This window comes from Endozoicomonas acroporae (genome assembly GCF_002864045.1).
GTDB classification, from domain to species: domain Bacteria; phylum Pseudomonadota; class Gammaproteobacteria; order Pseudomonadales; family Endozoicomonadaceae; genus Endozoicomonas; species Endozoicomonas acroporae.
Map to the genome: position 1 here is coordinate 1 of NZ_PJPV01000061.1, position 20,412 is coordinate 20,412.

General features: G+C 49.3%; 22 protein-coding genes. 6 read left to right on the forward strand and 16 right to left on the reverse strand.

Going from position 1 to position 20,412, the window contains the following annotated elements; genetic code table 11:
• Together CX664_RS26995 and CX664_RS27000 are read left to right on the forward strand one after the other, a co-directional pair.
• Nucleotides 1-551 (forward strand): IS1/IS1595 family N-terminal zinc-binding domain-containing protein (locus CX664_RS26995; protein ID WP_219622167.1); only part of this gene is annotated, 551 nt, incomplete at its 5' end.
• Nucleotides 493-975 (forward strand): IS1595 family transposase, encoded by a 483-nt coding sequence (locus CX664_RS27000; protein WP_219622168.1) that lies wholly within the window; start codon nucleotides 493-495, stop codon nucleotides 973-975. The genes CX664_RS26995 and CX664_RS27000, both read left to right, overlap by 59 nt.
• A 113-nt stretch (nucleotides 976-1,088) precedes the next feature.
• Here the strand turns inward: CX664_RS27000 and CX664_RS10960 are convergent, their stop codons facing one another.
• From CX664_RS10960 to CX664_RS10985, 5 genes are all read right to left on the reverse strand, one after another.
• The gene (locus CX664_RS10960) at nucleotides 1,089-1,643 is read right to left on the reverse strand and encodes a reverse transcriptase domain-containing protein (protein ID WP_163372259.1); all 555 of its coding nucleotides are present in this window, start codon (nucleotides 1,641-1,643) and stop codon (nucleotides 1,089-1,091) included.
• A 216-nt stretch (nucleotides 1,644-1,859) separates the two neighbouring features.
• Nucleotides 1,860-2,084: a hypothetical protein gene (locus CX664_RS10965; protein WP_101746772.1), complete on the reverse strand. Its 225-nt coding sequence runs from the start codon at nucleotides 2,082-2,084 to the stop codon at nucleotides 1,860-1,862.
• An 885-nt stretch (nucleotides 2,085-2,969) separates the two neighbouring features.
• On the reverse strand, nucleotides 2,970-5,171 hold the full coding sequence (locus CX664_RS10975; RefSeq protein WP_101746774.1) for a GumC family protein: 2,202 nt from the start codon (nucleotides 5,169-5,171) through the stop codon (nucleotides 2,970-2,972).
• 152 nt (nucleotides 5,172-5,323) lie between these two features.
• A complete protein-coding gene (locus CX664_RS10980) occupies nucleotides 5,324-5,893 on the reverse strand; it encodes a polysaccharide biosynthesis/export family protein (protein WP_174783929.1) in 570 nt (189 codons plus the stop codon).
• A 173-nt stretch (nucleotides 5,894-6,066) separates the two neighbouring features.
• Nucleotides 6,067-7,293 carry an outer membrane beta-barrel protein gene (locus tag CX664_RS10985; RefSeq protein WP_101746775.1) on the reverse strand — a complete coding sequence of 409 codons (1,227 nt, stop codon included), beginning with the start codon at nucleotides 7,291-7,293 and terminating at the stop codon, nucleotides 6,067-6,069.
• Between the two features lie 308 nt (nucleotides 7,294-7,601).
• On the opposite strand from CX664_RS10985, the gene CX664_RS10990 reads away from it, so the two are divergent.
• Nucleotides 7,602-8,162 carry a hypothetical protein gene (locus CX664_RS10990; RefSeq protein ID WP_101746776.1) on the forward strand — a complete coding sequence of 187 codons (561 nt, stop codon included), beginning with the start codon at nucleotides 7,602-7,604 and terminating at the stop codon, nucleotides 8,160-8,162.
• A gap of 138 nt (nucleotides 8,163-8,300) precedes the next feature.
• Entirely contained in the window at nucleotides 8,301-9,035 is a 735-nt protein-coding gene (gene uppS, locus CX664_RS10995; RefSeq protein WP_241693431.1) for a polyprenyl diphosphate synthase, read from the forward strand.
• An 11-nt stretch (nucleotides 9,036-9,046) separates the two neighbouring features.
• On the opposite strand, the gene CX664_RS11000 is transcribed toward uppS, so the two are convergent.
• From CX664_RS11000 to CX664_RS27770, 11 genes are all read right to left on the reverse strand, one after another.
• Nucleotides 9,047-9,295 (reverse strand): RNA-binding protein, encoded by a 249-nt coding sequence (locus CX664_RS11000; protein ID WP_145999945.1) that lies wholly within the window; start codon nucleotides 9,293-9,295, stop codon nucleotides 9,047-9,049.
• A 127-nt stretch (nucleotides 9,296-9,422) separates the two neighbouring features.
• Nucleotides 9,423-10,751: an IS701 family transposase gene (locus tag CX664_RS11005; RefSeq protein ID WP_180966457.1), complete on the reverse strand. Its 1,329-nt coding sequence runs from the start codon at nucleotides 10,749-10,751 to the stop codon at nucleotides 9,423-9,425.
• Between the two features lie 580 nt (nucleotides 10,752-11,331).
• Nucleotides 11,332-12,243, reverse strand: coding sequence for a flagellar motor protein MotB (locus CX664_RS11010; RefSeq protein ID WP_101746779.1), 912 nt, complete (start codon nucleotides 12,241-12,243; stop codon nucleotides 11,332-11,334).
• Between the two features lie 21 nt (nucleotides 12,244-12,264).
• A complete protein-coding gene (motA, locus tag CX664_RS11015; RefSeq protein WP_101746780.1) occupies nucleotides 12,265-13,119 on the reverse strand; it encodes a flagellar motor stator protein MotA in 855 nt (284 codons plus the stop codon).
• Nucleotide 13,120: 1 nt separating this feature from the next.
• Entirely contained in the window at nucleotides 13,121-13,870 is a 750-nt protein-coding gene (locus tag CX664_RS11020; RefSeq protein ID WP_101746781.1) for a sigma-70 family RNA polymerase sigma factor, read from the reverse strand.
• A gap of 12 nt (nucleotides 13,871-13,882) precedes the next feature.
• Nucleotides 13,883-14,362, reverse strand: a complete 480-nt coding sequence (locus CX664_RS11025) for a flagellar basal body-associated FliL family protein (RefSeq protein ID WP_101746782.1) — start codon at nucleotides 14,360-14,362, stop codon at nucleotides 13,883-13,885.
• Nucleotides 14,363-14,407: 45 nt separating this feature from the next.
• Nucleotides 14,408-15,703 carry a flagellar hook-length control protein FliK gene (locus CX664_RS11030; RefSeq protein WP_101746783.1) on the reverse strand — a complete coding sequence of 432 codons (1,296 nt, stop codon included), beginning with the start codon at nucleotides 15,701-15,703 and terminating at the stop codon, nucleotides 14,408-14,410.
• Nucleotides 15,703-16,035, reverse strand: coding sequence for a hypothetical protein (locus CX664_RS11035; protein ID WP_101746784.1), 333 nt, complete (start codon nucleotides 16,033-16,035; stop codon nucleotides 15,703-15,705). The genes CX664_RS11030 and CX664_RS11035 overlap by 1 nt, the downstream gene beginning before the upstream one ends.
• 2 nt (nucleotides 16,036-16,037) lie before the next feature.
• Nucleotides 16,038-16,448, reverse strand: a complete 411-nt coding sequence (fliS, locus tag CX664_RS11040; RefSeq protein WP_101746785.1) for a flagellar export chaperone FliS — start codon at nucleotides 16,446-16,448, stop codon at nucleotides 16,038-16,040.
• 13 nt (nucleotides 16,449-16,461) lie between these two features.
• Nucleotides 16,462-17,811, reverse strand: a complete 1,350-nt coding sequence (fliD, locus tag CX664_RS11045) for a flagellar filament capping protein FliD (RefSeq protein WP_101746786.1) — start codon at nucleotides 17,809-17,811, stop codon at nucleotides 16,462-16,464.
• A gap of 118 nt (nucleotides 17,812-17,929) precedes the next feature.
• Entirely contained in the window at nucleotides 17,930-19,144 is a 1,215-nt protein-coding gene (locus CX664_RS27770) for a flagellin (RefSeq protein WP_101746787.1), read from the reverse strand.
• Between the two features lie 219 nt (nucleotides 19,145-19,363).
• On the opposite strand from CX664_RS27770, the gene CX664_RS11055 reads away from it, so the two are divergent.
• Together CX664_RS11055 and fliR are read left to right on the forward strand one after the other, a co-directional pair.
• Nucleotides 19,364-19,633: a flagellar biosynthetic protein FliQ gene (locus tag CX664_RS11055; protein WP_101746788.1), complete on the forward strand. Its 270-nt coding sequence runs from the start codon at nucleotides 19,364-19,366 to the stop codon at nucleotides 19,631-19,633.
• Nucleotides 19,633-20,406: a flagellar biosynthetic protein FliR gene (fliR, locus tag CX664_RS11060; protein WP_101746789.1), complete on the forward strand. Its 774-nt coding sequence runs from the start codon at nucleotides 19,633-19,635 to the stop codon at nucleotides 20,404-20,406. The genes CX664_RS11055 and fliR overlap by 1 nt, the downstream gene beginning before the upstream one ends.
• Nucleotides 20,407-20,412: the final 6 nt, after the last annotated feature.

Here is a 20,412-nt window from a genome sequence, read left to right on the forward strand (position 1 = left end):
CCTTTGCTGGAAAAGTAGCAGCAGCAGGGTTATTCATGAATATAGGACGAATTTCCGATCTCATCAGCAATGAAACCTGTTATGAAATGATCCGCGAGAACCGATGGCCTGATGATATTGTTCGCTGCCCGCACTGTGATTCTGACCATATCAAAAAGAATGGACACGACAATGTACAAATAGAGTGCCAGCATTATTACTGCAAAAACTGTAAGCGTTATTTTGATGACCTGACAAACACGGTTTTCTCTGGACATCACCAGCCGCTCAAGGTCTGGGTTGCCTGCCTCTATTTAATGGGGCTGAATGTCTCCAACAATCAGATTGCTCAGGAACTCGATCTGTGCCCCAGCGATACACATCACATGACCACGGTACTACGAACAGGTGTGGTTGATCGAAAGCCTGAGGTCACTCTTGAGGGGGAGGTTGAGTTTGACGAGGTTTACATTGTTGCTGGTCACAAGGGCCACCCTGAAGCATTAAAAAAATCTGGAGCGTCCACCAAGAAAAAGGAGGCTCAAAGGCGCTCCAGGTCGTGGCACACTTGAAAAGGATAAGCCGCCAGTACTGGGCATGATTCAAAGGGGTGGCCAGGTTATTATTAACATGTTGTCGAATGTTAAGAAGGCGACTATCGAACCCTTTATCAAGAAGCACGTAGTCTTGGAAAGCCAGGTTTATACCGATGAATATAATATCTACAATGACCTTGAAACATGGGGCTACAAGCATAAAACCGTCTGTCACGGCAAAGGAGAGTACGCCCGCGATGACGACAAAGACGGTATTTACGAGGTTCATGTGAACACCATGGAGGGATTTTGGTCATTACTCCGTTCGTGGCTAAGGCCTCACAGGGGAATATCTCAGGAGGCTTTGCCCATCTACCTTGGCTTTTTTGAGTTTTTGCATAATATTGGTCGAAGAGGTAAGAGCATCCTTCAGCCCTTGGTCAATTTGCTGGTTACATAGCAGTCTGGAATCCGAAAAGAGCCTTAAAAAAACTCCGTGTCTGTCGAGTCGCCCAAGGTAACCTCCCCCTCAGGACCGGGTAGAAGGAACTGCCAATTGCAACTCCAACCCCCTCAATGAGTAAATCCAAGAAAGTAGACCGTTTCTGGCCGCTTCTTTTGCCGATGAGCAAATCGTCCGAACTCAACCAACCGGGTTTTATCCGGCTCCAGCTTCAGACCAAATTTGCCCAACCGCCTTGGCAGCACATTCATGAAACGTTCCGCATCACTGCGGTGCTGAAAGCACACCACAAAATCGTCAACATACCTGATTAACCAGGCTTCCCCTTTTAAACAGGGCTTAACCTTGCGCTCAAACCAAAGGTCGAGCACGTAATGCAGATACAGGTTACTTAAGATGACACTGACAGGCCCTCCTTGCAGCGTACCCTCCTCACTCTCATGCAGATCCCCTGTTTCCATTACTCCCGCCTTTAACCAACGACGGGTCAAGTTCAGGATTCTGGGATCACCGACCCGGTGTTCAACAAAACGAAGCAGCCATCCATGATCAAGACTTCCAAAGAAATTCTTCAGATCAGCCTCAAACACCCAACTCACTTTGCGACCTGACACCACCTCATTAAAGGTGGATAGCGCATTGTGCGCTCCTAAGTAGTTGGCCAAATGGAATCGTATATTTCTGGCTAAGTGGGCAGTTACTATGCAAGGCGCAACGTAGGGAGCATAGCCGTAGCTATGTGACCGGAGTTGCAACGCCGCAGAGTGACTGCCCACTTAGTCAGAAATATATGATTTCATTTGGTTAACTACTTATGCCCGACCTGCCTCCCATGGAACAGGGCAGAAAATCCTGTTCATAGATGGCATTCAATACATCGGCTAAGCCTGTCGATGAATAGACGTCAGCGTTTGTTCAAGCCATTGCCTGAAGCCTTTCTTTGTCTCTTCCATTGTCAGCCCATCAACGCCGGGTGATGTCTTGCCGGGAATTTTATGCAGATTCATGCAAAGACTTTCCGGTGTGATGTGATGAGCCAAACTGGTGAAGCGAAGTTTCGGATTACTCCGGGCTTTTGCTGCTACCCTTTCCAGTTTCGTTGCCATAGCTGGTTTACCTTCTCACTGTGTAGAAGACCGTAACTCCCTCTGATGTGAAGCCCATGTTTCCCTTGGAAAGGCTCAAATACCGCCAGCCGCTTTCCCATGTGACGGGCTCTCCCCGCCTCGGAGTACTATCAGCTGGTCTGACTTCCTGAACGTCATCAAACCCTCCTTGCTTTCAGGCTTGTCAGGTTTTACAGGCCTCCGCCTGAACGTTCAGGATCTCCCTTGTTCGCTTTCACTCTCAGCCACGCTTGATAAACAAGCTGTTTCGAAATTGTGAACGGTTTTGTTTCAGTCATCAGACTCATCCCGTTTTATAAACAACGCTATAAATGACGGTTGATCTGTTGCTTCAACCGGATAAGCCAGTCCTTTCGCTCCACCTCCATTACGGAGGCTTCATCACTACACCGGACTGGTCCTCCTCTGTGCTCTGTATCGGTACTCACAGCCTGTGCAGTTCAGCTGCTTGGCTGGCTCCCTTAACACCAGAACGACAGATTCCCACGTTCCACAAAAGAGCCTGAAATCAGTTCATGCCACCTATATCCCGGACACCGCTCAGGCAGTAACTGGCTATCCCCTGAACTGGAGCAACACAACCCTCCATTTTCGATGCCATCGGACCACGTTTCGAGACGTCATCAGTTGTTTACTTGCGTTCATCTCCTGATTTCACACCTGACGCAGTCAAGCTGCGCCTTTTCCGTAACGCTCACCACGTCGGCTCTTTACCTGCGCAGCTTACGGTGGTTTGGTGGCTGCTTCCAGAAGCCGCCACCGGAGGGCCTGCCTCCATCTCAATTGCAGTTGCGAGCAGACCGACTCTGCTCTCGTGTCACACCTGTGTCTCCGTGGCAAATTTTTATCGAGCCAGTATCAATGCTATGTCGTAGAAGAGTAGTAACCGGTAGCATCGTAATACCCCTGGTTATACCCATAGGCATCTTTCTGATTCGGGTTGATTTTGTTCAATACCGCGCCGGTCACTGGAGCTCCTGCCTGCAATAATCGACCCACGGCAACCTGAACCGCATTGGTTTGCATGCGCCCGGCCTCAACCACATAGACCAGTCCATCGCAATGACGGGAGACCATCAGTACATCGCTGACACTCTGCACCGGCGGACAGTCCAGCACCACGTAGTCATACTGCTCTTTGAGCTTTTTGACCAGGGTTCCGAACTGCTCAGCAGATAGCAGCTCCTGTGGATTCGGTGGCACCAGGCCGCAGGGGATAACATCAATATCCTCAAGCTTATGCACCGCATCACTGACATTGGCCGTACCCGCCAACAGGTTCGCCAACCCGGCAGAACCGCCTTTAATATGGAAGTTTTTACCCACCACCGGACGACGCAGGTCGCAGTCCACCAACAGGGTTTTACCCAGCTGCCCAAGAGCCAGTGCCAGGTTGGAGGCCGTGGAGGATTTACCTTCGCCGGGCACGGTGGAGGTAACGGCAAATACCCGATGCTCCTTATCCATGGCGGTCAGGTTAATACTGGTGCGAATGGTGCGTACCGCCTCACCAAAACCGTGCTGTTCCTTGTCATTAAACAGGTTGAACACATGGTCGGCGAGTTTTTTGTCGGTGAGTTTGGGTAATACACCCAGCACTGGCAGATTCAGCTTCTCTTCAACGTCTTTCGTCGTACGAATGGTGTTGTTGAGCATTTCCAGCAGGAAGGCAATACCACAGGACACCATCAATCCCAACAGCGCAGCAATACCAACAATCAGCTTCTTCTTGGGCTTCACCGGAATTTCAGGGGTAAACGCCTGATCCACAATACGGGCATTGGCGGTTTGCAGGTCGCTGGTAGCCGATGTCTCCTGAATCCGTTTAAAGAAAGCGTCGTACAGGTCTTTATTGGTCTGGACTTCCCGCTCAAGGGAACGCAGGCGGAACTGTTTGCGGTTGATCTCCTGAACCGTGGCCTTCACTTTGTCTACAGCAATCTGCAGGCTTTTCTCGTTGGCTTTATCAATTTCATAGTCCCGCTCAACCCCTTCCACAATATTGCGGATTTGCATAGTCAGGTTCTGGCGGATGCTTTCCAGCTCCGAGTGGGCGGAGATCATTTTCGGGTGCTTTGGTCCGTATCGGCGGGAAAGCTCCAGCACCTGGCGTTCCAGCTTGGATTCATCCTGCTTCAGGTCCTGAATTAACGGATGTTGCAATACTGCCTGCAGGGATTGGTTATCACCTTTCTTCATCTCCCCGGAGCGTATCCGCTTATAGATGTTCTCGGAAACGGCCAGTTTGTTGCGCACCTGAACCAGGGAGTCGGTCAGTGCTTTCAATTCATTGCTGGAGACGGTCAGCACGCCTTGCAGGTCGATTAACTGTTCCTGCTCACGGTAGTCCTGCAGCTCCTGTTCGGCAATTTTCAGTTTTTCGGACAGTTCACCCAGACGACCCTGCATCCAATCGGTGGCATTGAGCGTGAGGGATAGTTTCGATTCCATATAGGATTCGATATAGGCATTGGCAATGGCGTTGGCGATTTTGGCGGCCAGTTGTGGGTTTTCAGACTCGGCATGAATTTTTACGATCTGGGTTTTACGCACCGGTTCAATGGTGACATGTTCGCTCAGCACATTGATGGTGTCCCGCATAATGAGGGTGGCATCGTCGGCTTCTTCCGGCTCCTGCAGGCCAAACCAGCTGCGCCAGTCCAGCAATCCTGAGTACCAGGGAGCTTCCCGCAGACGGCCATTGAATTCCGGATTGTTAACCAGGTTCAGTTTATTAACCACCTTTTCCAGTACACCACGGGATTTCAATACTTCAAACTGGGTGTTCAAGTAGCTGTCATTCCCGCCTTCAATGCCGTAGATCTCTTCAATGGAGACGACTTTGGCCTGTTCCTGTTCAATCTGTAAGACTGATGTCGCCTGATAGATGGGGGTCATGGAGAACACCACCAGGATGGCAACCAGGGTTACGGCAAAAGTAAAACCGAGAATGGCCCAGCGGTGGCTGTTCAGGACATGGAATATCTGGCGCAGGTCTATAATATCATCATCTTGCAACGCTCTGGCCTGCGACGGGGGCGATGCGGGTTTGGTTTCTGTAGTCATGTTAGTGGTTAGTACCGGCAGGGTGGCAGCGTTCGTTAGATGGTGTTTTTTGGCCCCAGAGACACGGAGGCACGGAGGAAAAGATTAATTCTTTTCTCCGTGCCTTCGTGTCTCCGTGGCTACCAAAAAGAGTATTCAGTACAGAGGCCATATCAGAAGAAGCTTTCATTGATAACAATAATGTCACCGGGTAAAACGGAGTCATTCAGCGACAGTTCTCGCTCAATGGCTTTTCCATTCTCTTCACGGGTGACCATAATGCCTTTTTTGGAAGCACGCTGGGTAAATCCTCCCGCCAGGGCAACGGCTTTCTCCAGGGTCAAACCGGGTTCAAAGGAAAAACCTCCGGGGGATTTCACCTCGCCACTGACAAAAAATTTGCGATATTCCTTAATCGATACGCTGACTCGTGGATCAATAAAATAACCCTGCTTCAGTCGTTTGGTAATCAGTGCTTCCAGCTGGCCGACAGTGAGCCCCTTGGCTTTGAATTCTCCCAGGAACGGATAGGAAATGGTGCCGGCATCGGTCAGGATCAGCTCTTTCTCCATATCTTCTTCGCCGTAGACCGAAATGCTGATTTTGTCGCCGGAACCTAGCTCATAGCGGGACAGGCTCATGGGCTCGGCGGCAGACAGGAAGCCACTGAAGCTTATGATCAGGGCGAATGCCAGGAGTTCCTTCAAACGTAAAAAAGGGTTATTCAAATGGGCGGATTTCATTATCAAAACCTAACTGGCAAGTTTCCATTGAGTTGTCTTTGGCGACCCCCTGGCCATTTTGTTTCTCAGGGCTGTCTGGAAATGGGTGAAAAAAAACAGGCTGGATTTTACACCAGCCTGTCGGATATAAAAAACATTTGACGTTTTTTCAGTAAAAAAACGACCAGAATGTATTAGAGGGCGATCGTGCCTGTGAGCATGTAGGCATTACGCTTGTAGCTTTCTGCGCCGCCGTTGGCCACTTTATTGGATTCATCACGGTCGGTGAGATCATAAGAGAGTGATACGGTAGCGTTACGCATTACCTTCCAGTCAGCAGAAATGCCGAACTGGTTAATAGTACGATCTTTCTGGGTAGCGCCATCACCATCGACGATATCTTCTTTGGTAAGGCTGTATTTCGCATTCGTGCTGATTTTGCTGGTCCACTGATGGTTCCAGTTAAGAGAGCTGGTAATCCCGTCAGTGAAAAGCGGGTTGGTTGCACTTGGGTCTTCAGAGTCAAAGCCGTAGTCTTTGCTGGTGCTCAGCTGGAATACTGAGTGATCAACAGGCATGTAACTGACACCTACTTCCCAGCCGCTGGAGCTGTCTGAAGAGGTGTTAGCATTTTTGCTGTCTCGCTCACGGCGACCCACTTTAACATAGCCAGAGGTTTTGGCAGTGGCTTCCCAGTTTAAACCGACCAGATAGCTGGTGACGTCGTAGCCGTCTTTGTCGGCATCTGTGTAGTCAAGCTCACGCTGTTTGATTTCAATCAGAGCGTCGGTCTTTGGCATAAAGCGGTAGTAGCCGGTAGCACCGTATTCTGTGCTCTTGCGGTTATTACCTTCTGGATCGCCATTGGTTTCCTGGTATTTCTGCTTGCTGTAGTTACCAAACAGATCTGTGCGGAACATCGCTTCCATGGAGCCGAAGCCGTATTTCAAACCACCTTTGGTGCGGGTATATTCCGGAGCTTCTTTATTGATTGTGCTAATGGTTGAGCCGTCATCGTGGTATCGACCCAGGTCAAAATCCACATCAAGACGGTTGCGGCTGTTAAAGTCCTGGTGAATCTTACCAGTCATGCCATAGTCGATATAGTTAGCGTCGGACTCACTGGAGAAGCTGGTGTTTTTGGCTGCCAGGGTTGCTTCGTAAGTGCTCAGTCCCTGTTGAGCTTTGAATGCGGCAGAAGCATCCAGCTTATAAACGGCAGAGCCTTTATTAGCATTCGCTTTGTCACCGCCTTCACGGAAGACGTTGTCGTCATAACCCATACCCAGTGTTGCCATCGGGGTCATTTCCACCGGACCAAGATTGATATGTCCGGCATCTTCAACGGCTGCAACCGCACTGACACCATAACCCGCCAGCGCAACCGCCAGTGTGAGTTTACTTAACTGTAACCCCTTCATTTATATTACCCTGTTGTCCTGTAATGACCGCCGATAGTGGCATTTGCATAATGTATTCAGGTCGCACAGTGTGGCACCAACGGCCAGACAGCACTGTTACTAAGCATCAGGGCGATAAACGAACCCTGCCCACTATACGACACGGATTGTATTATAAAGATAATATCAATATAATTTCCAGCTGGTTATTGTACGTTTCTACGATTTTTAAAAGAACGGCAGGCCAGTACTTATCACGGCAATACTGTTTATCGGGTTTTCCTGCGGTATGGCCTACTCCTGACTCGATTGGAATCGAAAGGATATTCATGAAAAAACAATTTGTTGCAGCCACCATACTGGCGCTGTCAGCAATGACAGGAGTGGCCCGGGCGGACCTGGCCACAGACCTTACCCGTATGCCTGCTGCTGATGCGCTGGCCAAAGCCGTGCAAACCCAGGGTGTTTCTATTGATTCCCTGATTGCCGATGCGGCGGCACAGCTGGCTAATAATCCTCAGCTGCTGAGTGCCCTGGTGAGTGAAGCGATCAGAGCTTACCCTGAGCAGGCGGCACAGATCGTTTATGTTGCGGTACAGGCTGCGCCAGCTCAAAAAGCATCCATTACCAGCGCTGCAACAGCTCAGCTGGCAAATAACCCGGCTGCCCAGCAGGCCGTTCAGCAAGCTGCTGAAACTGCCGAACAGCAGGTTGCCCAGAGTGGCTATACGGGTACCAATATCCAGGCTGAGTCTGAAGCTGAAGCGGAACTGAGTGAAGCTCCAGCTGAGACGCCTGCACAGGCTCCGGCTGCGACCACACCTCCGCCTCCACCGCCTCCAGCTTCTGGCGGTTCCAGCGACAAGCCACCGGCAGTCAGCCCGAACTGATTTGTTTTTTGCTCCCGGGCTCCCGGGGGCAATCTTTGTTTTGCCTGCCAAACCCTTCTGTTAGTCTTGCATCGTTTGTTTCTTGCTACACTTCTTTTTCCCTTCCTGATAAATCATCCGTGATGATGATCTTTTGTAATGCTCTCGCTTATGGCTATTGCTGACTCTACTCTTAGACTGCCTGAACATATTGCCATTATCATGGATGGTAATAACCGCTGGGCCCGGCATAAGTTGTTACCAAGCCTGTCCGGACATCGGGCTGCATTGAATACGGTACGAGAGGTGATCAAACGGTGTCGGGAGTTGGGCATTCCATATCTTACACTTTTTGCCTTTTCCAGCGAGAACTGGCGAAGGCCCGAAGCGGAAGTGACCGGCTTGATGCAGATGCTTCTGAATGCGCTGAAGAAGGAAGCCCTGAAGCTGACGGAATATGATATCCGCCTGAAGATTATTGGTGATGTTTCGGCGCTAAGTCCGCAAATTCAAACAGCTATTCAGCAGTGCGAAACAGCGACACAGCATTGTCGTGCCATGACCCTGATGGTAGCTGTGAATTATGGAGGTCATTGGGATATTACCAGGGCATTTCGACAGCTGGCGGCCACGGTAAAAGCGCAGGACCTTGATCCGTTTTCGATTCAGTCGGAACAGATTGAAGAGAGCCTGGCCACTGGGTCAGCACCGCCGGTGGATTTGCTGATTCGCACCAGTGGCGAACAGCGGATCAGTAACTTTCTGTTGTGGCAGTGTGCGTATGCAGAGCTCTATTTCTGCGATACCCTATGGCCGGATTTCACGGCGCAGGATCTGGATGCCGCCATTGCCGATTTTCAGAAACGTAACCGCCGGTTTGGGCGCAGTGATTGAAAGGTTGTTGCCTACCCTTTAAAGCCCCCCGCTTCAGGAGATTTGATCTTTATTTCTGCACTTTGGTAATAGCTGTTTTCAAACCATTCCAGGGCTTTCTGAAAAGCTTCTTCTCCATATCTGGCAAAACTGAAACGTCGGGTATGAACTGTGCCAACGGGGTTAGCTTCGGTTGCCTGCAGTTTCGGCTTTGTCGCTGAAAAACTCACCTGCCAACCGGTCTGGCCATCTTTGAGCGTGTATTTTTCGATTCCGATCATATTGCTCGACTTTAGACTTTGCATGACACGAAAGACTGACCAGGTTTCAATAAAATAACAAGCCGACATCAGCGAACAATTTTTTCAGGTTCGCTTTTATTGCCGGTTTTTCTCTAAATGGCTGTATTTATGCAGCCTCTGCTTTATCTGTCTTCAACTGGCCGGGCAGTTCATCGAAATTGAACTCATATTTTTGATGATATCTATCCCAGCCCTTACGAATAGGGAACCTTGGAATAATTCGTGACAGGGCAATTCTCATCATGCCTGCGGTTGTTGTATCCGGAGATCTCCAGGGTATCCGGGAAATCTTCAGGCATGGCTGATTTTTGCAGACGGTCAACAACTGTAATAATGCATAACCTGCCATTTTCAAATGCATCCAGCGCAGAAGTGTTCTCAATTTTTGCTGCCACAGATGACAGCAGCCAAATGCATGTTTGAGCTGGTGAAACATAGGCTCAACTGGCCACCGCTTTGCATAGCCCCGAAGTACATCAAGCCCTTCGTGTTCTGTATTGGTTGAGATGAAAATTCTTTTTTCAGTCAGCCCCTTATCATTCTCAAAACAGCTCCAGACAACCCGAATTTCTCGCCCTTTGAGGAATTTTGCCCGACAAATCAGAGTACGATATCGTACGGTGCGAAACTTGCTATACATCCATACTACGGCTTTGTGCTCAGGGAGTTTTTCTACCTTCTCAGCAGTCATCCTGGTGCCGTATTTTCTGGGACGTCCCGGTTTTTTGACTGCGGGTAATGTCGGTAATGCATAAAGGGCCCGGTTCGATGGTATTTGACCGGGGCGGCCTTCCGCAATGACTTCTATATCCATTTCCAGTGCTGGCTGCATCAGCGTCCGATTCATGTACCAGCAGTCCGTTACCAGCCGTAGTGCCCGATCCTGTACTTCCTTGCGTACAACCTTGAGCATGGCAACAGCGATTTTGAGTTTGCTGGCGTTACCTGAAGCAGGGGCCGGAAATGAAATAATAGGGATGCCGGTGAAAACCTCGTCTGCTACCCGTTCGAATATGACGGCCAGTGACACCCAGCATTGCCCCCAAATGTACTGAGGTCGATTAGTCTTTTTGCTGTGTTGATGGTGGGTACGACAAGCAGGGGCATTGTCAGAAAACCGTTCTATCACCCAGTCATCAAGAGCAAGAGTAATCGGCTCATCTGGCGGTGCCTTTGAACAGACCAGTCGGATCAAGCGACACGCCAGGTGCTTCCATCGCCATTTACCCTGTGAGATCCAGTGGTGGTAACTGCTCCACACACAATGGAAATCAATGGATAAAAGTGCCTGTGTAACAAAGCCATCGGTTGAAAGCATACAGCCGAACAGTAGTTCGCAGAACGTTGGTACTGCGGTTGGTGATAGCGCTCCGGCAAGAAAGGTTGTATATAAAGCGAGCTCCTGAAGGATTACTCGATGATCTGATGTGAGCATGGCAACCATCTCAAATTTCATCGTTGGGGATGGTTGCTATTAATAGTTAATTAAATTTTTGTTGAACTATTGTGCTTTGAGAACTCTAAAGTCGAGATAAAAAGTCAGGTTTATATCTTCTGTAATTAAATGCAATAAACGATAGCTTTAAAATTATTTATTCGTTAATTTAGGAAAATATTCAGCACCTATGTTTTGTAAAGAAAGACAGTACATATTGAACACTCAATCTCAACCGGAAAGACTGCTGAAAAACCGATCCAGATTTCAAAAAACTAGATTTTATTAAAAATGAATTTTTTATAGCTTATTTGCCGTGACCGTTACGGCCACGGGCAAACGTGGCAGCGGCAGGGTGGGGAGGTTTCAACCACTCGATAAGTAGTTGGCCAAATGGAATCGTATATTTCTGGCTAAGTGGGCAGTTACTATGCAAGGCGCAACGTAGGGAGCATAGCCGTAGCTATGTGACCGGAGTTGCAACGCCGCAGAGTGACTGGCCACTTAGCCAGAAATATATGATTTCATTTGGTTAACTACTTACAAATCGCCCCCTTAATATCCGCACCATTTAAAACATTCAAAACCCGGGATAATCAAACTGATTTCGTTCTGCCCGCTCAAAAGCATCATGCATTTCATTGCTGTGAGTTGGATGATGCTCATGACCTTCTTCATCAATAGGCGCAAACATACGTTCAACCTGTCGTTCCATATAATCAGCCAGAACCATGATTTCAATTCTACGGTTGGCACTGGACTCAGGATGCTTTGGGTCTCGGGGCACACGGTCAGCCATGCCAAGCACCATGAGAACTTTTTCTTCAAATAGACCACCAAACAGTAACGTTTTACGAGCCACTTGTGCCCTGGCAGCAGACAACTCCCAGTTACCATAATCAGAGCGTTGAAAACCTGAGCTATCGGTATGGCCGCTGATCATCAGGCGATTATCGATATTATTAATAATTGGTGCCAGCTCAAGTAACAAGTCCTGAAAGAAAGGGTTCATTCGGGAACTTCCCCTTTCAAACATGTTGCGCTTGTTATTGTCCAGAATGACAATGCGCAAGCCTTCCTCCAGCTGCTCAAGGTAGATGAAGTCTTCGTACTTGCCTGCGGCATCATCTCCCCCAATCATTCGCTGGAGTTCATCCATAAGGTCTTTGAAGTCCGGATTTTCATTCAACGTTTCTGCATTACCATCGCCAATGATTTCAGGCCCTTCCCGACCTCGCATACTCGGGCCCGGATTAGGGACTCTTACCAGTGAATCCTGCCCACCGAAGTCAATTGGGTTCAGGCTGCTTTTATGGCGAAAAGCACCAGGGTCTTCAAAATAAGCGGCAATAGCGGACTTGGTATCATCATCGGTAGCATTCATGATCCAAAGCAACAGGAAAAGCGCCATCATGGCGATAGCAAAGTCGGCCAGGGCTACCTTCCATGACCCGCCATGATGCCCGCCTCCTCCTACACGTTTGGCTTTCACGTCAAAAGGCTCCCATATCCATTAAGCCTGGCCTTCCAGCATTTTTTCCAGCTCACCAAAGCTAGGACGACAATCGTCGTAGAGTATTTTGCGCCCCGCATCCACCGATACGATGGGTGGAAATCCGGATTTATAACTGGCTAACGAGACACGAATACAATCAAACGCCTGAAGTTCATTATTTATCGAGTGACCAATAGCCGTGGCTGCCGGACCAACCAGACCGTAGGCAAAGAAGACGCCGAGAAAGGTGCCTGTCAATGCAGCGGCAATACTGGCACCGATCTGATCCATAGGGCCATTGATGGCACTCATGGTAATGACTATTCCCAGTACCGCAGCCAGAATGCCGAACCCTGGTAAAGCATCAGAAACATTCTGAAGCGCCACAGCAGGACGCATCATCTCATGCTCTTTTGTTCCTATTTCCTGCTCAATAATTCGCTCGTATTCATGAGCCGAGATACCGTCAACTAACGACAGCCGAAGGTTTTCCACAATAAAGCCGTAGATATGTGGCGTTTTCAGAATAAGAGGAAATTTCTTAAAGATGTCACTGGTATCCGGTGATTCGATATGCTCCTCAAGAACCTTGTTCCCCCCCTTTTTTCTGGCCATCTCAAACAGGGTGTGCAACAGCATTAACAACTCATCAAAGTAGGCCCGGTTAAAGCCGGTTCCTTTGGCCATATAGGCCATATGACGTCCGGTGGCACGGACGATGACCATAGGGTTGGCGATCAGGAACGCACCAAAGGCACCGCCGGCAATTATCAGGATTTCCGCCGGTTGCCAGACTGAAATCAACTTCCCGCCGGCAATCATAAAACCGCCAAAAATACTTCCCAGCATGGCCAGCAGACCAACAGTTTTCATATCAGGGCTCCCTGCTCCACTCTTCCATAAATGAGCGCAATCTCAATAATGCCTGCTGATGGAGTTGAGAAATTCTGGCTTCAGTCAGCTCCAGTATCTGGCCAATCTCTTTCATATTGAACTCATGAACGTAATACAGGTTCATCAGTTGCTGTTCTCTCTCGGGCAACGCTTTCAGGGCTTTTGTCAGTGCTTTATTACACTCATCACCTTCCGTAATGATCTGTATGGAATCGTCATCGCTGACTTCGATGACACTGGCACTGGCTTCGCCCTGAGTGAGCGCATCCAGGCTTAACAAGGTGCCAGAGCTTCCGCCCTGCAACATCCGGTGATAACGCTCCACACTGACACCCAGTTCTGCTGCGATTTCCTGTTCTGAAGGCGACCGCCCCAGCCGGTTTTGCAACGCCTGAATGGCATCCCGAATATTGTGGCTATGTTCACGGTCGGTGCGGCTGCGCCAGTCCCAGTGTCGAAGCTCATCGATCACCGCTCCTCTGATCCGGATTCGGGCATACTGCTCAAACGGGATGTTCTTCCCCGGCTCAAAACGGCTCGCAGCATCCAGCAGGCCCATCATCCCTGCCTGCAACAGGTCATCTTTTGGCACATCGCCCCCCAATGCTCCGGCGATATGTAGCGCAACTTTTTTCACCAGTCCCAGATGCTCCCGAACAAGTTCGTCCCGGGAAGCCATTCCACTCTGTTTCTGGTAGGCATTCAGCCCTTTGCGTTGCTGTAGTGACATAGGGTCAGAACACTATTGAATTACCAGATCGGTAATAATCAGATCATCCATGGTGACCTCAACCTGCTCTTTAACCAAAAGGTCATTAACCCTGGAAATGGTCTCTGTGCGGATAGCATCAGGCGCTTCTGGCTTTAATACATCCATATATTTCAACGTATTCAAATACCGGATAATTTCATTGCGGATCATAGGGCGGTAGGTTTCCAACTGTTTCAATGCCTCAGGATCCCGGCTCATCAATGACAATTTAATCTGCAGGTAATGGGGACGGTTTTCACTCTTGAGCGAGATGATAAATGGTTCCATTTGCATGAAGTGAGGTACTGCCAATTCGTCGGGATCTTCACTCTTCTGTTGCATGAACATCCAGGCGGCTCCCCCGCCAACCGCAATCAGCAAGAGGACCAAAAAGATAAGAATGATGATAAGACCCTTGCCTGATTTCTTTTCCACTGCCGCTTCCGCCTGCTCCGTCTCTTCAGCCATCATGCCTCCCTGCCACCATTAAGCCCCTGGGATAAAAAGCAAGGGCGATTAAACAAAATGATCCAGCAGTCGCCCTCCCCCGGAGCGAAACAGCTGAGCACCTGATAAATACTCCACATTGTCACTCCCCCAATCGGCTTGCAGCAGGGTTTCTGAAGCGGCCATGTTTGCCGCTTGATGCCTCCCGGCCTGCCCTCCCCGGCCGGAATGAACATCGACTGATAATTCTGATAAATCCACATTGTGTTCGGCTAAAACCTGTCTCAGTCGTTCAGACTGGTTTAGTAGCAGGTCCCGGGTAGTGGCTGAAGACGCGGTCACCTGAAGGGAGAGCGATTCTGCATCCAGGGAGACAGACAGCGATAGACGTCCAAGTTCTGGTGGATCAAGCCGGATTTCCAGCCCGGTCTCGCCTTTTCTGAGCATCTGGATCAGTTCAGTGCCCAGGCGTTGAGGAGATAGTGACTGAGGGAAAATGACTTCCCTGTGAGAATTGGCAATGGCCTTCTGTTGCAGAGTCTCGGTATTGGCTTCAACCGAAGCTGGCACATGCAGTTTTCCCCCTTGAGAAACCTGACTCCCATGAATGGGTTCAGCTTCTGAGAGCGGAGTCAGATTGAAACGTACCTGCTCTCGAATCTTTACCTGGTCGATAAAAGGATGAACTTCTGGCAAAAAGGGATCAGCTGCCTTAGTCACAATACCCTGCGGCTGTTCAGTTTGGCTGAAAGCATCAGTCGGCAGAGCTGTGCCCTGGCCATGGATACCATTTAGCGTTTTTGAATCACCGGTAAAGAGCGTTCTATCAATGGATAATGACTCACTTCCAGAGCTTCTCAATTGTGCTTGAGACAGCTGCTTTGAGCTATTGCCTGGCAACATCGTTTGATTGCTGATGTCCGATACCGTCCGGAGTCGTTCATTTCGGCCATCCGCCAATTCTGCGACCTCTGGAGATACAGGGTATTGGTTTACCGCACCTGCACGAACAGAATCAGACCCTTGCAAACTCATTTGTGTTGAAAATGCCCGACCAATATCTGACGAAGCAAGGTCAGAATAGGATGCCTTGCCAAGATGCATTATCGCAGGAGTGAAAGAACCTGCTGACAAGGCGGGCTGTCCCCCATAAGGTTCTAACGGTTGTTCAAGCTCCCCATTCCGGGACATCAGCTGCTCTGGAAAGGCAGGCAGGACGTCTGTCAACCCATTGTTATTTCCAGAAGCATCAATTTCCTGATAAATCCGATGAAACAAAAAATGTTGGTCACCAGAAGGAGCCTGTTGCTGCGGCATTGCTGGCACCGGGAGGTTCGTAACGGGCAAATGCTGAATTGCTTCCATTACAACCTTCGGAAATTACTGGCTCGCTGATAGCTGGAAAGTGCCAAACTATCCTTGCGAGTTTTTTTGATCACGGACAGGCTATCAGCCCGGTGTCGGGTACATACCTGCATCAGGGCGCTGCACAAAACCTGTACTCTGGCGAGGGCCCCCTGAACCGGAGGCTGATTGGTTACACCGGCATCCGACATCTGTTGAAAAAATCCCTGCAAATCCTGATTAACAGCTATCATCCGATCCCAATCTTTTGATTCCAGAGATGCTTCAAGATCCAGTTCAAAGGATCTCAGCTTATCAACATAATCAGTCACGGAGAGGCTATGATCTTTCATTTTTAACCTGCGCTGGCTACCGCACTGTCCTCAACAGTACCGTTAACAACCGACTGCCACCCCTCTCTGATCTCTCCCATCAATCCGGCGACTTCATCAATCATGGTCACATCATTACTGGCATTGGCTTCGGTCAGTCGTTTGATGCAGTACTGATAAAGTGCCTGCAAATTACCCGCCAGTTCACCGCCTTTCTCATGGTCAAGGGATTGTTCCAGCGCCAGCAGGATATCTATGGATAAATTAATTCGGTCAACCTTTTTACCCAGGTCTTGTTCTTCCATGTAGTGACGGGCTTTTGCCAGTGTCTCCATCAACTTATTAAACAGTGTTGCTACCAGCTGCTCGGGCTTTGCCACTTCCACTGAAGCCCGCTGCTGCTGTTGATAGGCGCTGATCCCTGGCCGCTTCATACATGCTCCGTATTTACTGGTTATTGTTGTTGATGGACGTCAGATTGTTGGTCAGCCACTGACTGGTACCGCTTAACGAGGCCAGCAGGTTTTCCATGGCAAGGAATTGTTGCTCGTAGTAGGACTGTATCCGTTCCAGACGAAGTTCAAGATCTTCCCGGTCATCACTGATGTCGTTGACCGCCTCATTAATTCGATCTTCCCTGGCAGCCAGAGAACCATCACTGCCAAGGTAGCTATCCAACCGCTGGTTCAGCCGGGACATCAGGCCATTATCACCAGCCAGCACCACAGCCAGCTCGTCAAAATGGTTGTTCAGCGCTTTATCCAGACGACTGGCATCGACTTCCAGTTCTCCGGTACGGGTAGTTTTTAAACCCATGTCACTGAGGGTACGAAATACATCGCCGTCTTCGCCGACCAGACTACTGAGTTCTTTACGCAACCGGGATTCGAGCAGTCGTGTCTGGGCATCGCCAGTCAATGTACCGGCATTCACACCGTTAACGTCAGTCAATTGATCAAAGGTGGACTTCAGGCTATTCCAGGTGGACACAAAGGATTCGATTGACGATCTGACATCAGCCTTATCCAGAGAAATATCCAAAGTGACCGGTGTAGTTGAAACGGATTTAACATTGACCGAAACGCCATCCACCAGGTTTTCAAAGGTGTTATCGGCAGAAGTGATAATGATAGCGGATGCACCACTACCAAATCGAATGCTGGCATTCTGAGCGGCCTGAAGCTCAGTCATTGCCCCAAGGGCAACGGTGCCACCGGTCAAGCCACTGAAATCCGCATTGATCACATAATCAGCACCACTTTCACGGCTGGCCAGCATCAATCTCTGCTGACCATTATCATTGATCAACGTCGCCTGAACGGCGGTATTATCGGTTGTGTTGTTAATGGCATCCCGTAAATCGGTCAGTGTGTCATTACCAGCATCCAGGGTAATGGCAAAGGTTTCACCATTAACGGTAAAACTGGCGGTACCCGTGCCAATGGTTTCACCCTCAGCAATGGCAGCGGAGCTTAACTGATGGCGACTGGCCAGTTGATCCACGGTGAAAGTATAAATACCTTCTGGGGCAACGCTGGTAACAGAAGCGCCGATCACCGAATCATCACTGATATTGGCAGAACGTGGACTGAAACCTTCCACTGAATTCAGTTTTTCCAATTCCGTTTGAAATGACTGCAGTGATGATTTCAGCTGGGCTACTGCCGTTAACTCCACGGTATAAGCCTGTTCACTCCGGTTCAGCCGGGCCTCAGTCGGTGCCCGCTCAGCATTCACCAGCGCGTTCACCAAGGAGTTCACATCCAGCCCGGAATAAAGACCTGAGACACTGAACATAATCAGCCTCTGATTAATTCTTCATCTGGTTCGTATCGGCTTGCCGGTTAAAAGTTAAACAGCAAAAAACGAGAGCCGAAGCTCCCGTTGATGTTTAACCGACTCTGTTGGTTTGGCCTTAACGCAGCAGTGACAGCACGTTCTGCGGAATGGCATTGGCCTGAGCCAGAACTGCAGTACCGGCTTGCTGCATAACCTGGTATTTACTCAGATTGGCCGTTTCAGCAGCAAAGTCAGTATCCAGAATACGACTCTTGGAGGCCGTTACGTTTTCTTTGATATTGGCCAGGTTGTTGATGGTGGAAGTAAGACGGTTCTGGATGGCACCGAGGTTGGCGCGCTCAGAATCAATCTCTTTCAGAGCCTGATCGATGATGCTGACAGCGTTATCAGCTCCATTAGCAGTAGTCAGGTCAATGCCATTAACATTATCAGCTGAACCATTGTCAGCACCTGCTAAGTTTGCAGAAGTAGTTGCTTCACCCATTACTCCAAGATCACCAGCTGTTGTTAAACTGGTTGCCAAGGTAAAATTAGCAGGAGTAAAGCCAGCACCTCTAACAACAGTAACACCACCTTTGGAATCAACGATGGCGGCTAAATCTCCCTCATTAATACTTCCTTGAGCAACTTCAGATTCAAAGACAGCATTCAACTTTGATGCAATTTCACTTGAAGTATCAGTAGTAGCTATATTGATGACCTGATTGTTACCATTAACAGAAACAGTCAAATTTTCCGCTGCTCTACTTCCATGCGTTATATCACCTGCATCAAGACTCGCGATTTTAGTCCCAGCAGTAACCCCACTACCACTTCCCAAATCAGCAGATGCTGCAGAAGCAATACTGAAGCTGATTTTATCGTTAGCTGAAGCGGTAGAACCCAGCTGGAAACTTCTGTTCTGAAAGCTGCCGTCCAGCAGATTTACGCCACCGAATGAGGTGGTATTGGAGATTCTATCCAGCTCAGCCTTAAGAGCAGTCACTTCCTGATTCAATGCCGCCCGCTCATCACCCTCATTTGAACCGTTAGAAGCCTGCAGAGCCAAATCCCTCATTCTCTGCAAAATCGCAGTAGACTCATTCAACGCACCTTCTGCAGTCTGCGCCAGAGAGATACCATCGTTAGCATTTCTGATCGCCACAGCAAGACCACGGGATTGAACCTCCAGACGGTTAGAAATCTGCAGACCTGCAGCATCGTCTTTCGCACTATTAATACGCACACCGGAAGAAAGTCTTTGCATGGTGGTTTGCAAGCCACTTTCAGACTTCATCAGCTGACGCTGGGCATTCAATGAAAAGGAATTAGTATTAACGGTCATTGCCATTGTTTATTTCTCCATCCATGGATATTCGCTATGAAACTTCAGCGATATTTCTGTTCTTTATAGTTTTAAGAAACGCTGAACCCCCCTATTCGGTGACCACCTGAATCCACTTAAACAAATTAATGATTTTTTTCAGTCGTTTTTAGATTAAAAAAATGATTTTATATATCTTCATATAAATAAATGGGCCAACAACCCGGAACCGAATAAGGAGAGCCCATGACACCGGAAGTTGTGGCGGACCTTTTCAAAGACGCACTGACCCTGATCGTTATCATGGTGTCAGTTATCATTCTCCCCGGCATGCTGGTGGGTCTGGTGATCAGCACCATTCAGGCCGCCACCCAGATCAATGAACAGACACTGAGCTTTCTGCCACGACTGCTGGCCACCCTGATTACCATTGGCCTGGCAGGCAACTGGCTGATTCAGGAGTTTATGGATCTGTTTATCCGACTCTATGAGCTGATCCCGGAGCTGCTGGCCTGATGATCGGGTTTACCTTCAGCGAGCTGACCGGCTGGCTTGGTCAGTACCTCTGGCCCCTGTTTCGGGTTGCCGCGCTGTTGATGACCATGCCCATGGTCAGCAGTCAGGTGGTTGCCCCCAGAATACGCCTGCTGATGGCATTGGCCATTTCCTTTCTGATAGCCCCATTACTACCCGCTGTTCCTGCCGTGGAGCCTATATCAGGAGCAGCTCTGCTGATTACCCTGCAACAATTGGCCATCGGCTTTGCCATGGGATTAATCCTGCAAATTTATTTTGCCATCTTTACCTCAGCGGGTGAGCTGGTTTCCATGCAGATGGGGCTGGGCATGTCGGTGATGATTGATCCGATCAACGGTGTTCAGATTCCTATTATCAGTCAGCTGTTTCAACTGCTGAGTTTCCTGATGTTTCTGGCCTTGGACGGGCATCTTGTGGCCATTACCATCATCATTGAAAGCTTCACCATCCTGCCAGTGGCACCGCTTGATCTCTCCCGAATTGTTTTGGAGCAATTGCCGGGGCTGGTGTCATGGATGTTTGCCAGCGCCCTGTTGATGGTGGTGCCCGCTATTATCTCCCTGCTGATTGTCTCCTTTACCTTTGGCGTGATGAACCGCTCAGCACCTCAGTTCAATATTTTCAGCCTTGGCTTCCCGCTGACCATGCTGGGCGGTCTGATTATATTAATGCTGGTCAGCAGTCAGTTCTCCGGCATATTCGTTCGATTCACTGAAGCGGGGCTGGAAGCACTCTCCAGCCTGCTGTTATAGATGAGG

Coding starts and splice junctions, on each gene's coding strand:
- CX664_RS10980 (WP_174783929.1), bottom strand. CDS start 5,893: ATGAAATCCGCCCATTTGAATAACCCTTTTTTACGTTTGAAGGAACTC.
- uppS (WP_241693431.1), top strand. CDS start 8,301: ATGCTCTCGCTTATGGCTATTGCTGACTCTACTCTTAGACTGCCTGAA.
- CX664_RS10985 (WP_101746775.1), bottom strand. CDS start 7,293: ATGAAGGGGTTACAGTTAAGTAAACTCACACTGGCGGTTGCGCTGGCG.
- CX664_RS11020 (WP_101746781.1), bottom strand. CDS start 13,870: ATGTCACTACAGCAACGCAAAGGGCTGAATGCCTACCAGAAACAGAGT.
- CX664_RS11025 (WP_101746782.1), bottom strand. CDS start 14,362: ATGATGGCTGAAGAGACGGAGCAGGCGGAAGCGGCAGTGGAAAAGAAA.
- CX664_RS10990 (WP_101746776.1), top strand. CDS start 7,602: ATGAAAAAACAATTTGTTGCAGCCACCATACTGGCGCTGTCAGCAATG.
- CX664_RS11000 (WP_145999945.1), bottom strand. CDS start 9,295: ATGATCGGAATCGAAAAATACACGCTCAAAGATGGCCAGACCGGTTGG.
- CX664_RS10965 (WP_101746772.1), bottom strand. CDS start 2,084: ATGGCAACGAAACTGGAAAGGGTAGCAGCAAAAGCCCGGAGTAATCCG.
- CX664_RS10975 (WP_101746774.1), bottom strand. CDS start 5,171: ATGACTACAGAAACCAAACCCGCATCGCCCCCGTCGCAGGCCAGAGCG.
- fliR (WP_101746789.1), top strand. CDS start 19,633: ATGATCGGGTTTACCTTCAGCGAGCTGACCGGCTGGCTTGGTCAGTAC.
- motA (WP_101746780.1), bottom strand. CDS start 13,119: ATGAAAACTGTTGGTCTGCTGGCCATGCTGGGAAGTATTTTTGGCGGT.
- CX664_RS11005 (WP_180966457.1), bottom strand. CDS start 10,751: ATGCTCACATCAGATCATCGAGTAATCCTTCAGGAGCTCGCTTTATAT.
- CX664_RS11030 (WP_101746783.1), bottom strand. CDS start 15,703: ATGGAAGCAATTCAGCATTTGCCCGTTACGAACCTCCCGGTGCCAGCA.
- CX664_RS11055 (WP_101746788.1), top strand. CDS start 19,364: ATGACACCGGAAGTTGTGGCGGACCTTTTCAAAGACGCACTGACCCTG.
- fliS (WP_101746785.1), bottom strand. CDS start 16,448: ATGAAGCGGCCAGGGATCAGCGCCTATCAACAGCAGCAGCGGGCTTCA.
- CX664_RS11035 (WP_101746784.1), bottom strand. CDS start 16,035: ATGAAAGATCATAGCCTCTCCGTGACTGATTATGTTGATAAGCTGAGA.
- fliD (WP_101746786.1), bottom strand. CDS start 17,811: ATGTTCAGTGTCTCAGGTCTTTATTCCGGGCTGGATGTGAACTCCTTG.
- CX664_RS27770 (WP_101746787.1), bottom strand. CDS start 19,144: ATGGCAATGACCGTTAATACTAATTCCTTTTCATTGAATGCCCAGCGT.